Raw genomic sequence first — 14,318 nt, forward strand, 5'->3', positions numbered from 1 at the left:
AGTACTGCTTCAAGGTCATGGTGGCTGAAAGGGGTTTTTCTCGCGATTAATGGCGATTAATCTTTAGCCCTGTTGAAGATACAAGGAGTTTTCCAATGAAAGTCGCATTGATTGGCGCCACGGGTTTTGTTGGTGCCGGGTTGCTGGATGAGTTGCTGCGTCGCGGTCACGAAGTCGTGGCCCTGGTACGCAAGCCCGAGGCCGCTGCCGCGCGCGAACATGTGCAGTTCGTCAAGGCCGATGTGCTCAAGGCCGACGAGGTGCAGCGCGCCGTGGCCGGCTGCGATGCGGTGGTCAGCGCCTATAACGCAGGCTGGAGCAATCCCAATATCTATGACGATTTCATGCAGGGCTCGCGTGCCATCGTGCAAGGAGTCAAGGCCGCGGGCATCAAGCGTTATCTGGTCGTGGGTGGAGCCGGCAGCCTGTATGTGAATGGCCAGCAACTGGTGGATTCGCCCGATTTTCCGGCCTTCATCAAGCCCGGCGCTTCGGCGGCACGCGACATGTTTGCCGAGCTGCAAAAGGAAGCCGCCCTGGACTGGACCATGCTGAGCCCGGCCGTGGGTTTCCATGGCGGCTCCGATGCGCAGTCCAGAGGCCGTACCGGTCACTATCGCACGGGCAAGGACGAACCTTTGGTGCAGGCCGACGGCCAGCCCGGCGATATTTCGGTTCAGGACCTGGCCGTGGCGTTGATCGATGCCCTGGACAGGAACGAACACGTCAAGGCTCGTTTCACCGTCGCGTATTGACCAAGCCCTGTCGTCGCCCGGTCCGACCCCATTGATTGATGGGGCAAGGCCGGGCCGTCTGTCTGCTGTCATGCTGCAAGCGCACAATTTCGGGTTTTGCGGCGCCAGACGCCAGCACGCCTTATTGCATGACAGAAACCTTGACTGCCCCTATCGAATCGACCCGATCTCCCACCCAGGCCTGGCTCAGCGTGATTGCGCTGGCGCTGGGTGCTTTTGTCTTCAACACCAGCGAGTTTGTGCCGGTCGGTCTGCTCAGCAGCATTGGCGCCAGCTTTGACATGCAGGTGGAGCAGGTCGGGCTGATGCTCACCATCTATGCCTGGGTGGTGGCGCTGGCTTCGCTGCCCTTCATGCTGCTCACGCGCAAGGTGGAGCGGCGCAAGCTGCTGATGGGTGTGTTTGCGGTGTTTGTGCTCAGCCATCTGGTATCGGGCGTGGCCTGGAGCTATGCATCCCTGGTCATCAGCCGTATAGGCATTGCGCTGTCGCATGCGGTGTTCTGGTCCATCACGGCCTCTCTGGCCGTGCGGGTGGCGCCTCCGGGCAAGAAGGCCATGGCGCTGAGCCTGCTGGCCACGGGTACTTCCGTGGCCATGGTGCTGGGTATTCCGCTGGGCCGCATCGTGGGTGAATGGCTGGGCTGGCGCATGACGTTTCTGGCCATTGGCGCGGTGGCAGCGGCGGTGATGCTGGTGCTGGGCAAGCTGTTGCCTCTGCTGCCCAGCGAGAACGCAGGCTCCCTGTCCAGTGTGCCCATGCTGTTCAGGCGCCCGGCCCTGGTCGGCATCTATGTGCTGCTGGTGGTGGTGATTACCGGCCAGTTCACGGCGTATAGCTATATCGAGCCCTTTGTGCAGGACATTGCCGGCCACGCCGGCGATGTGACCACGGCCGTGCTGCTGCTGTATGGCGGCATGGGCATTGTGGGCAGCGTGCTGTTCGGCTGGTTCGGTCTGCGCTTTCCGCGCGGCTTTCTGCTGGCGTCCATCGGCGTGCTGGCGCTGAGCCTGTTGCTGCTGGTCATGAGCAGCACGCATGTCTGGAGTCTGTATCTGCAAAGCTCGGTCTGGGGCATTGCCATGATCTGCTTTGCACTGTCCATGCAGTCCAAGGTGCTGAATCTGGCGCCCGATGCCACCGATGTGGCCATGTCCATGTTCTCGGGCATTTTCAATATCGGCATTGGCGGTGGCGCACTGCTGGGCAGCATCGTCAGCCAGCAATGGAGCATGACGCATATAGGCCTGGTGGGCGGCCTGCTGATTGCCATGGGCGGCGCGCTCTGGTTGTTCATGATGCTCAAGCTGGCCGACAGCTTCCGTTTGAAGTCCTAGTTTTGTATACAAAACTGGCCTGACTCTTGCATGGGTGGTTTGTCTCAAACTTTTTAGAGAGGAAACCATCCATGAAAGCGTTTGCCGCTACCTTCACCACCATCGCCCTGGCTGTGGCCAGCCTGTCGGCTCAGGCCCAGAGTTCCGTGCAGCTCACCGGCACCATCGATAGCTATGCGGGCTCCATGAAGCTGGCAGGGCAAGAACGCGTGGCCTCGGTCGGCTCCGGCGGTCTGACCACTTCCTGGTGGGGTGTGAAAGGCGTGGAGGATCTGGGCGGCGGTCTCAAGGCCGACTTCAATATCACCAGCTTTTTTCGTGCCGACACCGGTACTCCTGGTCGCTTTGATGCCGACCCCTTTTTCTCGCGTGATGCCAATGTGGGTCTGGCTGGCAGCTTTGGTCGTGTGAGCCTGGGTCGTGGCATGGCACCGAACTTTCTGCCCACTGTGCTGACCAATCCGTTTGGCGACTCCTTCACGGTCTCGCCGCTGGTGCTGCATGCCAATATGACGACTGCGGCCTGGGGCGCGGACAGCCTGACCACGGCATCCAACACCGGCTGGAGCAATCAGATCCTGTATTCCACACCCAGCTTTGGCGGCCTCAAGGCCAATGTGCATTACCAGTTCGGCGAGCAGAGCAGCAGCGGCAACAAGGGCAAGAAGAATGTGGGCCTGAACCTGATGTACTCGGGCGGCCCGCTGAGCCTGACCGCGTTCTACGAGCGTGCGCAGATCAGCAACCCGGTATCGCTGGCGGTGATGCCGACCAAGAGCAACTGGATGGTGGGCGGCAGCTATGACTTCAGTGTGGCCAAGCTCTATGCCACTTACGGCCAGGCCAAGATCAACGCCCAGGACCGCGAGAACACCACCTACTCGCTGGGTCTGGACATTCCAGTCAGCGGCACGCCTGGAACCTTCAAGGCAGCGGCGGCGCGTACCAAGTCGGAAGTGGGCAATGTCAGCGGCACACGCACCACCGTCAGCCTGGGCTACGACCATTTCCTGTCAAAGCGCACCGACGTCTATGCCGTGGCCATGTATGACCGCGTGAGCATGGACATTCCCAACAAGTCCGGCACCAGCGCCCTGGTGGGCATCCGTCATCGTTTCTGAGAACAGGTCTTGTGCTGCACCAGTTTCATGCATGGGCACCTGGCTTGTGCATGAGACAAGGCAAAGAAAAAGCCCTCGCCGGTATGTGCCGGCGAGGGCTTTTTTCATGTTCAGCAGACGCTTATTCGTCCATCTTCAGATTCTGCTTTTGCACCACGTTCTTGTAGACGGCCAGCTCTTCGGCCATCTGCTTGGCAAAGGCTTCGGGGGTGTCGGCCATGATGATGGAGCCGCTTTCCTCGATGCGCTTTTTCACGTTGGGGTCCTGCACGGCCTTGCGCACGGCGGCATTGATCTTGGCCACCACCTCCTTGGGCAGGTTCTTGGGGCCGACGATGCCGTAGTACGCCATGCGGTTGACCTGGGGCAGGCCGATTTCCTTGAAGGTCGGCACATCAGGCAGGGCGGCAACGCGCTGGGGGGCGGCGACGACCAGAGCCGTGAGGCGCTTTTCCTTCACAAAGGGCAGGGTGGAGGGCAGGTTGTCGAAAATCAGCGGCACCTGGCCGGCCACGGTGTCGTTGAGCGCAGGGCCGGAGCCACGGTAGGGCACGTGGGTCATCTCGGTCTTGGTTTCCAGCTTGAACATTTCCATCATCAGATGGGTGATGGAGCCCAGACCGGGCGAAGCGTAGGAGTACTTGGCAGGATTGTTCTTGATCTCGGTCAGGAAGTTTTTGTAGTCCTTACCGGCAAACTTGGGATTGGCCGCAATGATGTTGGGCGTGGCCGCAATGTTCACGATGGGCGTGAAGTCGGTGGCCACGTTGTAGGGAATCTTGGGATTGATGGCCGGGTTGGTCGCCGTAGTGGACACGGTGGCAATGCCGAGGTTGTAGCCATCGGGCGCAGCGCGGGCGGTTTCGGAGGCACCGATGCTGCCGCCGCCGCCGCCCTTGTTTTCCACCACCACGGACTGGCCCAGTTCGCGGCTCAGCGGCTCGGCAATGATGCGGGCGATCAGGTCGGTCGTGCCGCCGGCGGCAAAGGGAACCAGCAGGCGGATGGGCTTGTTGGGATAGGCGCTTTGTGCCTGTGCAGCGCCGCAAAAAGCCATGGCAGCCAGAACGGTGGCTGTGAACTTGAACATCAATGTCTCCTTGGAAAGTGTGATTGGCAGTGCATCTCTGGTGAAATTGCCTGCGGTTTTCGGGGCTTGGACCCTCTTTTGTTGTCAGGAGCTTGCTTTGGCCGTGAAGGCCTCAAACCACTCCTTGCTCATGCAACGCAGCAATGGCGTTGTCATCAAGTCCGAATTCGCGCAGCACCTCATCGGTGTGCTGGCCGAGGGCAGGCGGGGCGTTGCGGTAAGTCACCGGCGTGGCCGACAGACGTATGGGATTGGCGACGGTGGCGATATGGCCAATGCCGTCACAGGCGTTTCTCGGCAAGCTTTTCTGAATGCCGCGTGCCTTGACCTGGGGGTCTTCAAAGGCCTGGGCAATGGTGTTGATGGGGCCGCATGGCACGGCTTTGTCTTCGAGCAGCGCAATCCAGTCCGCCGTGCTGCGCTGAAGCATCTGTGGCTTCATCAACTCCAGCAGTGCAGCACGGTTCTGTACACGGGCGGTATTGGTGGCAAAGCGTGCATCCAGGGCCCAGCCGTCCTGGCCGATGGCTGCGCAAAAGCGCGCGAACTGACCGTCATTGCCTATGGCCAGCAGCACATTGCCGTCCAATGTCGGAAAGTCCTGATACGGCGCCAGGCTGGGGTGGGTGTTGCCGGCGCGTCCCGGCGCCTGGCCGGTGGCCAGAAACCCTGCAGCCTGGTTGGCCAGCACGGCCATGCCCACGTCCAGCAGCGCCATATCGATGTACTGGCCCTGGCCGGTGCCGTTTCTCGCATTGTCGCGGGCGTTGAGCGCGGCCAGGATGGCATTGCTGGCATAGAGCCCCGTGAACACGTCGATCACGGCCACGCCAACCTTGAGAGGGCCTCCGCCGGGTTCGCCATCTGCATGGCCGGTGATGCTCATCAGGCCGCACATGGCTTGCACCATGAGGTCATAGCCGGCGCGCTCGGCATAAGGGCCGTCCTGGCCGAAACCCGTGATGGAGCAGTACACCAGGCGCGGGTTCAGCGCCTTGAGGCTCTCATAGTCCAGACCGTATTGAGCGAGCCCCCCGGTCTTGAAGTTCTCCACCACCACATCGGCCTCTTGCGCCATGCGCTGCAGCAGGGCCCGGCCCTCGGGGTGTGCCATGTCCACGGTGAGGCTGCGCTTGTTGCGGTTGCAGGCCGTGAAGTAACTGGCTTCGCGCGTGTCGTTGCCTGCATCGTCCTTGAGAAACGGAGGACCCCAGTGGCGCGTATCGTCGCCGGCAACCGGGCGCTCCACCTTGACCACGTCGGCCCCCAGATCGGCCAGCGTCTGAGTGGCCCAGGGGCCCGCCAGCACGCGCGACAGATCCAGCACCTTGATGCCTGCCAGTGCGCCCGTGGAAGTGCTTGTCGATGCGTTCATGTCGGATGACCCCGTAAAGCGAAACAATGAAATAAATAGCTGCTTACGCTTTATTTGTCTGGGTTTTGAGATGAAAACTATCCAAAACACAGACAAATCAAGCGGTACCAGCTAACAAATGAATAGCGGTGGTTGGCATTGCCCCGAGGTAAGGGCAGCCAGCAAGAGCCGCCTCGCGGCGAAGCTGCCGTCCCCCTCCCGAAGAGAGAGGGGGAGGCGGCGTAGCCGCTCAGGGGGAGCTATCAGTTCGCAAACGCCGCAATGCCGGTCTGGGCGCGACCCAGAATCAGTGCGTGCACATCGTGCGTGCCTTCGTAGGTGTTCACCACTTCCAGGTTCACCAGGTGGCGGGCCACACCGAACTCGTCGCTGATGCCGTTGCCGCCCAGCATGTCGCGCGCCATGCGGGCGACGTCCAGCGACTTGCCGCAGTTGTTGCGCTTGACCAGAGAGGTGATCTCGATCACGTTCTGGTGTTCGTCCTTCATGCGGCCCACGCGCAGTGCGGCTTGCAGGCCCAGCGTGATTTCGGTCTGCATATCGGCCAGCTTCTTCTGGATCAGCTGGTTGGCGGCCAGGGGACGGCCGAACTGCTTGCGGTCCAGCGTGTACTGGCGGGCGGTGTGCCAGCAGTCTTCTGCCGCACCCAGCGCACCCCAGGCAATGCCGAAGCGGGCGCTGTTCAGGCAGGTGAACGGGCCCTTGAGGCCGCGCACGTCGGGGAAGGCGTTTTCTTCGGGGCAGAACACATCGTCCATCACGATTTCACCAGTGATGGAGGCGCGCAGGCCCACCTTGCCGTGGATGGCGGGGGCGGACAAACCCTTCATGCCCTTTTCCAGCACAAAGCCGCGGATCTGGCCCACGGTGCCGTCCTCGGAGACTTCCTTGGCCCAGACCACGAACACGTCGGCCACGGGGCTGTTGGTGATCCACATCTTGTTGCCCTTGAGGCGATAGCCGCCGTCGACCTTGTAGGCGCGTGTGGCCATGGAGCCGGGGTCGGAGCCGTGGTCGGGCTCAGTCAGGCCGAAGCAGCCGATGAACTCGCCCGAAGCCAGCTTGGGCAGGTATTTCATCTTCTGCGCTTCGGTGCCGAACTCGTTGATGGGCACCATCACCAGGGACGATTGCACGGAGGCCATGGAACGATAGCCCGAATCAACACGCTCGATCTCGCGCGCCACCAGGCCGTAGCTCACATAGTTCAGACCCGCGCCACCGTATTGCGTGGGGATGGTGGGGCCCAGCAGGCCCAGCTCGCCCATCTCGCGGAAGATGCTGACGTCCACGGACTCGTTGCGGAACATGGCTTGCACGCGAGGCTTGAGCTTGTCCTGGCAGTACTCGCGCGCTGCGTCGCGGATCATGCGCTCGTCTTCGGTCAGTTGCTGGTCGAGTTGGAAGCAGTCGTCCCACTGGTAGCCATTGGCCATGTTCATCTCCTGAATGCAAGGTGTCGGATTGCAGGCGCATTTCCGCCTGAGTGCTTGCACACATATTAGGTTTGCAGAACAAGGGCTGGCAAACGATGAATAATCATCTATGGATGAGTAAAACGCATGTATAAAAGAATTATTCAGGGTTTCCCCGTTGTTTTTAGATTGATTGATGCGTTCTAAGCACAAGAGATATGCGCAGAGTTCTCCCTTCCACCCAGGCCCTGGCCTGCTTTGAATCGGCTGCCCGCCATGTCAGCTACACCAAGGCTGCGCAGGAGCTGTCGCTGACGCAAAGTGCCGTCTCGCGCCAGATCATTGCGCTGGAGGAGTTTGTTGGCGTGGCGCTGTTCAAGCGCACACGCCACGGCGTGCTGCTCACCGATGCGGGACTGCATTACGCCAAGCAGGTGGGACGCTGGCTGCAGGGGCTGGAGCGCGACACGCTGGATCTGATGAGCCATCAGGGCGAGGGCGGCCCCATCAATCTGGCGGCCGTGCCCACCTTTGCCACGCGCTGGCTGCTGCCGCGCCTGCCGCAACTGGCACAGCAGCACCCCGACATCACTGTGCATATCGATGTGCAGACCCGGCCTTTCCTGTTTGCCGACACGGTGTTCGATGCCGCTCTCTACGCGGGCACGCCCGAGCAGGTGGTCCGCTGGCCCGGCGTGCAGGCGCAGTGGCTGATGGACGAGGAAGTCGTGCCCGTGTGCAGCCCGCAACTGCTGGCCACGGCCCAGCAGCGTGATCCAGGCCGTGCCTGGCTGCCGGTCGGCCCCGAGGTGATTGCGCGCCTGCCGCTGCTGCAGCAAAGCACGCGTCCCCAGGGCTGGCGCCAGTGGTTCGACGCGATGCATGTCGATGCGCCGCGGGCGCTCGACGGCATGCGGCTCGAACTGTTTTCCATGCTGGCCGTGGCTGCCAGCCAGGGTCTGGGCGTAGCCCTGATCCCGCCCATGCTGATCGAGCAGGAGATTGCGCGCGGCGATCTCATCGTCGCCTGTCCCCAGCCGCTGCGCGGTAACCGCGCCTATTACCTGGTCACGCCCGAGCTGGCGGCCGAGGCACAACCGTCGCCAGCGCTACGCGTGTTCAGCCAGTGGTTGCAGCACAAGGCACAGGAGGCCGCAGGACGCAAGCCAGAGCGCCATCCTTGAAATACAGCTTTGACCGCATGGCCGCCGGGCTTTGGGCCTTCGATGCAGGTATCTAGGCAAGAATGATTGCTTGCCCGGCCAGTAAAGCGCTGGCTGCTATGAATTCTTGTAGTGGAGAGTCGAATCATGTCTTTCAGCCAAAGTCTGTGGAACGCCAACCAGGCACTGTTTCAAAGTACCCTAGAGCTGCCCTTCAACCAGGAGCTGGCTGCCGGCACGCTGAGCCGGGAGCGCTTTCGCCACTACATGATTCAGGATGCGCACTACCTCGTCGCCTATGGCCGCGCGCTGGCCGTGACGGCGGCGAAATCCGATAACGCCGAAGGCGTGGTGCAGTTTGCCAATGCCGCCAATGAGGCCGTGGTGGTGGAGCGCGCTCTGCATGGCGGCTTCATGCGTGACTTCGGCGTGACGCCCGAGCAGTTTGCGGCCACGCCGCTGACACCGGCCTGCCATCACTACACCAGCTATCTGCTGGCCACGGCATGGAGCGCCACTTACCCGGTGGCCGTGGCCGCGCTGCTGCCCTGCTTCTGGATCTATGCCGAGGTGGGGCGCGACATTCATGCGCGTTCGGCCAAGGACAATCCGTATCAGGCCTGGGTGGACACCTATGCCAGCGAGGAGTTTCATGCGGCGGTGCGCGGCGTCTGCGCCACGGTGGATCGCCTGGCCGAGGAGGCCACCGAGGCCACGCGCGCGGCCATGCATGCGGCCTACAAGGATGCGGCCCGGCTGGAATGGATGTTCTGGGACAGTGCCTACCGCCTGGGAGATTGGCAAGGGCCGCTGCGCTGAGTGACTGAGTTTTAGTGCATGAACGGGGTACTGATTAAAAAATAATCAGCACCCCATTTTTTCTAATGTGACAAGGGGTTAAGTCGCTTATTCAAGTGCTTGCTCCGGCTTGTCCACAAGCTTGTAGTGATTTAGTGGGGAAAACTGGGCTACAGCCCAATTTTGGTAGGTGTGAGCTGCTATGAAATGCAGAGTTTGTAGGCTTTAAGAGCCGTATAGTGTGATTTGCTTAAAAATTAAGCTTGCATTGAAAAGTCTTTGCAGAACAATGGCTTGATACGCTTATCCCGTTGAGTGGTTGGTATTGTCCACAAGCTTGTAGCGGGTGAATGGGGATATCCCGATACGATGCGCGGTAAAGCATCGAGGGAGAGGACATTGAAGAAATCAGCATACCGGGCCATTGTTCTTGCCTCCATGCTCATCCCTGTGGCGGGCCTGTGCCTGGACGCCTTTTTCCCGCTGATCCCGGCGAGTCTGAAGTCGGTGCATGACAGCATGGTGCAATTCGGCGGCATCAAGCGCTATCCGCCCGGAGTATTGCTGGCCATGGCGGTGGTGGTTGTGACTACGCTGGCTTCTTTTTACGGGCAACTGAGCTTCAGGAGCTGGGCGCCGAGTCTGGCGGTGAGCTCAACGCTTGCCGGCTTGCTGGTGTCCTGTTTTACCGGCCCTGTCTTGCAATCGGGTCTGGGCAGCGCTGCTGCCGATGCGGGCGGCATGTTGAGCGGGATTGCGCTGATCCTGCCCTATGCCAGCGCTGAAGTGCGCGCTCTTTTCTGGCCACAAACCGCCGCAGCGACTGTCGATGCGGCTGGCCTTCAGGCTGCTGGAACTGAGCCGGTTTGAGTCATGGACTCAGCGCTTGCCGGCCTCGACCAGATGGTCGATCAGCGCCCGTACCTTGAGCGGCAGGTGGCGCGAGGGCATATACAGTGCATAGGCGGTGCGCGGCGCGTAATTGCCCGTCAGCTGCCAGTCGGGCAGCACCTGCACCAGCGCACCGCTGCTCAGCACGGCCTGGGCCGCAAAGTCTGCCACCAGGCCTATGCCCTGATGCTGCAATGCCAAGTTAATGATGCCGGTGCTGCTGTCCATGGACAAAGGAGAGTGAACGGCGACTTCGGTCACGACAGCCTCTGGGCTGCGAATTGGGCCGTGCACCCATTGCAGCCGACTCTGAAAGTCGCCATAGCCCAGCGTGATGCATGCCACGCCATGCTCGCGTCCCAGCTCCTGTGGATGTTCGGGCGGCTTGATCAGACCCCTGAGGTAGGCCGGCGAGGCCACGGCGATGTAGCGCACCTGGCGCAGCTCGCGCGCCACCATATGCGGTGGTAACTGTTCGGGCCGGGTCAGGCGGATGGCCAGATCCAGACCTTGCTGCGCCAGATCCTGCATCTGGTCGCTGAGGCTGACGGCGACCTCAAGCTCGGGCCATTGGCGGCGCAGCGCAGGCAGCTGTGCACTGAGCCAGATTTCCCCAAAGATGGTTGGAGCCGTCAGTCGCACCGTGCCGCGCGGCACGCCGCTGTAATGGCCGGCAATGGCGTGGATATCGCTGGCCGTCTGTGCCAGCTGGCTGCAGGCTGCATAGACCTCGGCTCCGAGCTCGGTCAGGGACAGCGAGCGGGTCGTGCGATGCAGCAGCTGCACGCCCCAATGGGCTTCGAGCCGGCCCACGCTGCGGCTGACGGCCGAGGTGGTCAGATCCAGTTGCCGCGCGGCGGCGGCAAAGCTGCGCAGCTCTACCACCTTGGCGAAAACCAGCATTTCAGGAAGCAGGCCGGGCTCTGTGCTCATGGTTCAGCTTGATTGTTGATCTGTGGGTAATAGTAAGTGGAATAGCGCTGTATTGATGCTTGGAGGTGATTGAGGGACCATGCCATCATGACTTCCCAGACATCTTCCTCTTTGCAAGTGCTGGCTTCCAAGCCGGCTTTGGCCGCCACCTCGCCGCCCAATGCAGCAGCCGGCGGTAGCTGGCGCATGGTGCTGGCCATGGCGCTTTCCGGAACCATCGGCCTGCTGGTGGTGGAGAGCGGTCTGCCCGTGCTGTGGGTGGTGTGGTTGCGTTGCCTGCTCGGCGGACTCGGGCTGGCAGCCTGGGTGCTTTGGTCGGGCCAGTGGTCCAGACCGACCTGGCGCGAGAGCGGCTGGCTGCTGCTGGGGGCTGCGGCGCTCATCGTCAATTGGCTGTGCCTGTTTCGTGCCTATGAATACAGCGGCATTGCCATTGCCACGGTGGTCTATCACGTACAGCCCTTCCTGCTGTTGCTGCTGGCGGCCCTGCTGCAGGGCGAGCCTCTGCCGCTCAATCGGCTGCCCTGGCTGGTATTGGCGCTGGTAGGCGTGGGCTTGAGCAGCGGGCTGGTCGGGCTGACTGACCAGCAGGCGTCGCAAGGGCAATCCTTGGGCATTGTGCTGGCACTGCTGGCAGCCAGTCTTTATGCCCTGGCCACCTTGGCCACCCAGCGGCTCAGGCGGCTTGCGCCGGCGCAGATCGCCATGCTGCAGATGCTGCTTGGTGCACTGAGCTTGCTGCCCTGGGTGTGGGAGCTGCGCGCCCAGGCACTCTTCAGTCCCAAGGTCTGGGCTGCGGTGCTGGTGCTGGGCCTGGTGCACACGGCCTGGATGTACACACTGATGTACACGGCATTTCAAAGACTGCAGGCGCAGGCGATCGCCGGCTTGTCCTTTATCTACCCCGTCATGGCTTTGCTGGTGGATCTGCTCTGGTTTGGTGCCAAGCCGCAGCCGGCGCAGTGGCTGGGGATGGCGCTGATTCTGGGAGCGCTTGCAGCTTACCGGCGTAGCGAGCGCAAGCCTAATCAAAAATAGCTGCCAGCGGTTATGCATCAAGCGCCAGCAGCTATTGTTTTAAATCCAGGGGGTAGTGGCCAGCACCAGTGGCATCAGCACAGCCGTGGCCACGCCGTTCAAACCCATGGCCAGAGCGGAGAACGCAGCGGCCGTGGGGTTGAGCTGAATGGCGCGTGCCGTGCCAATCGCATGGGCCGTAAGTCCGATGGCAAAGCCTTGAACCGCTGGATCCTTGAGACGCAGAACGCGGCACAGCAGCGGTGCCATCATGGTGCCGCTGATGCCGGTAATGGCCACGGCCACGGCGGCCAGCGAAGGTGTCCCTCCAAAACGCTCGGCCATGGGCAGGGCGATGGGAATGGTGGCCGACTTGGGGGCCACGGCGATCAGCGTAGCTTGCGAGCCGCCAAAGGCCCAGGCGATGCCCAGCGCCGAAAACAGAGCGACCAGACAGCCCACCAGCAGCGCCACGCTGATGGGCAACCACAGCTGACGGATGCGCTCGCGCTGGGCGTAGAGCGGGATGGCCAGTGCCACGGTGGCCGGGCCTATCATCAGACCCAGCAGGGATACGCCGCTGCGATAGGTTTCATAAGGCGTGCCTGTGAGCAACAGAATCGCGACGATGACGACCACGCCGGTAAACACCGGAATCAGCATGGGGCGGTTGCCGCTTTTCCTGTAGATGGCCATGGCCGCCAGATAGACCAGCATGGTCAGCACCAGCCAGGGCAGGGGCGAGCCTTGGGCCAGGCTCAGCCAGGCGGTGTGCAGGCGTTCAAGCAGGGGTGTGCTCATGCGCTGGGCTCCTGCTTTGCTGCGGACTCGTCATCCGGCTTGCGAGTGCGTTGGCGCTGCAGGCAGAAGCGGAAGGTGAGGGCGGTTGCCGTGAATGTGATGGCAGCTCCGGCAATGCAGGCCAGCACAAACGGCAGCCATTCCCGGCGCAGGTGGTCGAATTCCAGCATCACGCCTGCAATGACGGGGATGAAAAGCAGCATCATGTTCTGCAACAGAACCTGAGCAGTATCCTCCAGTGTCTTGGGTAGGCGTTTGTAAAACAGAAGGCCCAGCAGCAAAAGCAGGATGCCGATCAGCGCGCCGGGCAGGGGCAGGCCCGTGACGCGGGCCAGGAACTCCCCCAATAGCTGAAAGGCGAAAAGTACAGCAAGCGCATACAGCATAAAGGTGGTCAGCTCCTGAATAATGAGTTGGCAGCCTGTTGTCAGGCTGCCAGGTCTGTGAGGGTGGGGTATGGCTTGGGTGAATAAAGGTAAAGCAGGCGGGTAACTATTGCGTGTCGCGGATGACAGGTTTATCTTGGCTCTCAGGCGCTTCGGAGCCGAAGCGGCCAGTCATCGCACGAGCTTAGGAGAAGTCACCATGCAAACCGCAGTCTATCGCGCACCTGTGTATGAACCTACGGTCGATGAATTGGAAACGCTCAAGAAGCTGGAGCTGGGCGAGGATGTCTCTCTGTGGTCGGCCGCCAAGGAGTATCTCTCCAAGCGCCTGCTGGAGCGGGGGCTGGTGGAGCAGGATGCAGAAAAGCACTGGCATATCACCGAGTCGGGGCGTATGGTGATTCGGCGCCAGCTCTGAATGGGGCAAAGGGTTAACCCTTGTATTGCAATTGCCTGATTTGGAGGCAACCTACCTTTCAGCCCGCAAGTACAAGGGCTTGTGTGCTGTTATCACCAGGATTTCACTGAATATCCACAGTCATGTCCACATGATCTGTGGAAAAAAAGCGCTGTCATGGACAGCGCATTTTTGTGGCTTGACTCAAGCCTGGGTTGCTCTGATTGACAGCAATGGATCTCGTTGACAGTACAAGTGCAGCGGTGTTCAAAAGGCATTTTTCAGAGAGAAATGCCCCTGGTGACCTGCTATGTGCCATAGGCTTGAAGCGAATGGATGTTTGCCAGATGGACGATGCTGTCAGTGCCTGGCATGGCATTGCAAGGCATGGATCCGCACCAGATTGCGCAAAGTTATGCACAGTTGCGGTGCAACTTCGAAAAAATGAGCGAGCAAGAGAGACCCTGCCTTATCCCGGCAAGGGAAAGGCATGGGGCTGTGGCGTAATTGATGCGCCGGCTTTTCGCGTGGAGAACGGAAGGCTGGATGGAGTGAAGCAGCCTTCTCGGCTGGGGTATGTAGTGCCGGATTGGACCGGAACACCCTGCTGCGGGGATTTCAACTCCCTGCACTCACTCTGGAGGGATGCGGATTGTATTCGAAATTCAGGCGCAAAAATTTGTCGTGGCGTTCCTTTGGAAAAAAACGCGTTGCGCCCATGATGTCGACATGGGGTCGAGGCTGGATCGATTTGTCTGCAGGTACTTCGCTTGAAGTCGTTGTCAGTGTTGAGTGGCTGCATATTTGCAGAGCACAAATCAACAAGGGCGGGTTGAAGC

15 protein-coding genes are annotated in these 14,318 nt (G+C 61.0%); 8 read left to right on the top strand and 7 right to left on the bottom strand.

Going from position 1 to position 14,318, the window contains the following annotated elements:
- Positions 1–95: 95 nt before the first annotated feature.
- The 3 genes from AAIL66_RS17740 to AAIL66_RS17750 all read left to right on the top strand — a co-directional run bounded on the left by AAIL66_RS17740 (position 96) and on the right by AAIL66_RS17750 (position 3,213).
- Complete coding sequence (locus AAIL66_RS17740; protein WP_343497335.1) at positions 96–755, top strand: NAD(P)H-binding protein; 660 nt, start codon at positions 96–98, stop codon at positions 753–755.
- A gap of 128 nt (positions 756–883) precedes the next feature.
- Complete coding sequence (locus tag AAIL66_RS17745; protein ID WP_059440938.1) at positions 884–2,092, top strand: sugar transporter; 1,209 nt, start codon at positions 884–886, stop codon at positions 2,090–2,092.
- A 71-nt stretch (positions 2,093–2,163) separates the two neighbouring features.
- Entirely contained in the window at positions 2,164–3,213 is a 1,050-nt protein-coding gene (locus AAIL66_RS17750) for a porin (protein ID WP_034380428.1), read from the top strand.
- Between the two features lie 121 nt (positions 3,214–3,334).
- On the opposite strand, the gene AAIL66_RS17755 is transcribed toward AAIL66_RS17750, so the two are convergent.
- From AAIL66_RS17755 to AAIL66_RS17765, 3 genes are all read right to left on the bottom strand, one after another.
- The gene (locus AAIL66_RS17755) at positions 3,335–4,303 is read right to left on the bottom strand and encodes a tripartite tricarboxylate transporter substrate binding protein BugE (protein ID WP_034380426.1); all 969 of its coding nucleotides are present in this window, start codon (positions 4,301–4,303) and stop codon (positions 3,335–3,337) included.
- A gap of 112 nt (positions 4,304–4,415) precedes the next feature.
- Complete coding sequence (locus tag AAIL66_RS17760; RefSeq protein ID WP_343497336.1) at positions 4,416–5,678, bottom strand: CaiB/BaiF CoA-transferase family protein; 1,263 nt, start codon at positions 5,676–5,678, stop codon at positions 4,416–4,418.
- A 242-nt stretch (positions 5,679–5,920) separates the two neighbouring features.
- The gene (locus AAIL66_RS17765; protein ID WP_343497337.1) at positions 5,921–7,114 is read right to left on the bottom strand and encodes an acyl-CoA dehydrogenase; all 1,194 of its coding nucleotides are present in this window, start codon (positions 7,112–7,114) and stop codon (positions 5,921–5,923) included.
- A gap of 197 nt (positions 7,115–7,311) precedes the next feature.
- Here AAIL66_RS17765 and AAIL66_RS17770 point away from each other — a divergent pair, with 197 nt between their 5' ends.
- The 3 genes from AAIL66_RS17770 (at position 7,312) to AAIL66_RS17780 (ending at position 9,924) form a co-directional block, all read left to right on the top strand.
- Positions 7,312–8,277: a LysR family transcriptional regulator gene (locus AAIL66_RS17770; RefSeq protein ID WP_034391379.1), complete on the top strand. Its 966-nt coding sequence runs from the start codon at positions 7,312–7,314 to the stop codon at positions 8,275–8,277.
- A gap of 126 nt (positions 8,278–8,403) precedes the next feature.
- Positions 8,404–9,075, top strand: a complete 672-nt coding sequence (tenA, locus tag AAIL66_RS17775) for a thiaminase II (RefSeq protein ID WP_045839930.1) — start codon at positions 8,404–8,406, stop codon at positions 9,073–9,075.
- A 294-nt stretch (positions 9,076–9,369) separates the two neighbouring features.
- Entirely contained in the window at positions 9,370–9,924 is a 555-nt protein-coding gene (locus AAIL66_RS17780) for a hypothetical protein (RefSeq protein ID WP_343497339.1), read from the top strand.
- A 9-nt stretch (positions 9,925–9,933) separates the two neighbouring features.
- Here AAIL66_RS17780 and AAIL66_RS17785 read toward each other — a convergent pair whose 3' ends face one another.
- On the bottom strand, positions 9,934–10,878 hold the full coding sequence (locus AAIL66_RS17785) for a LysR family transcriptional regulator (RefSeq protein ID WP_343497340.1): 945 nt from the start codon (positions 10,876–10,878) through the stop codon (positions 9,934–9,936).
- 87 nt (positions 10,879–10,965) lie between these two features.
- On the opposite strand from AAIL66_RS17785, the gene AAIL66_RS17790 reads away from it, so the two are divergent.
- Complete coding sequence (locus AAIL66_RS17790; protein WP_122974438.1) at positions 10,966–11,916, top strand: DMT family transporter; 951 nt, start codon at positions 10,966–10,968, stop codon at positions 11,914–11,916.
- Positions 11,917–11,955: 39 nt separating this feature from the next.
- Here AAIL66_RS17790 and AAIL66_RS17795 read toward each other — a convergent pair whose 3' ends face one another.
- Positions 11,956–12,696, bottom strand: a complete 741-nt coding sequence (locus AAIL66_RS17795; protein WP_343497341.1) for an LrgB family protein — start codon at positions 12,694–12,696, stop codon at positions 11,956–11,958.
- Positions 12,693–13,082, bottom strand: a complete 390-nt coding sequence (locus AAIL66_RS17800) for a CidA/LrgA family protein (protein ID WP_034353487.1) — start codon at positions 13,080–13,082, stop codon at positions 12,693–12,695. Before AAIL66_RS17800 ends, AAIL66_RS17795 begins: the two co-directional genes overlap by 4 nt.
- Before the next feature lie 199 nt (positions 13,083–13,281).
- Here AAIL66_RS17800 and AAIL66_RS17805 point away from each other — a divergent pair, with 199 nt between their 5' ends.
- Positions 13,282–13,500: a hypothetical protein gene (locus tag AAIL66_RS17805; RefSeq protein WP_003069105.1), complete on the top strand. Its 219-nt coding sequence runs from the start codon at positions 13,282–13,284 to the stop codon at positions 13,498–13,500.
- Positions 13,501–14,097: 597 nt separating this feature from the next.
- Here the strand turns inward: AAIL66_RS17805 and AAIL66_RS17810 are convergent.
- A partial coding sequence (locus tag AAIL66_RS17810; protein WP_343497342.1) for a hypothetical protein occupies positions 14,098–14,318 on the bottom strand: 221 nt, incomplete at its 5' end.

This window comes from Comamonas sp. F1-6, assembly GCF_039581415.1.
GTDB lineage: Bacteria > Pseudomonadota > Gammaproteobacteria > Burkholderiales > Burkholderiaceae_C > Comamonas > Comamonas thiooxydans.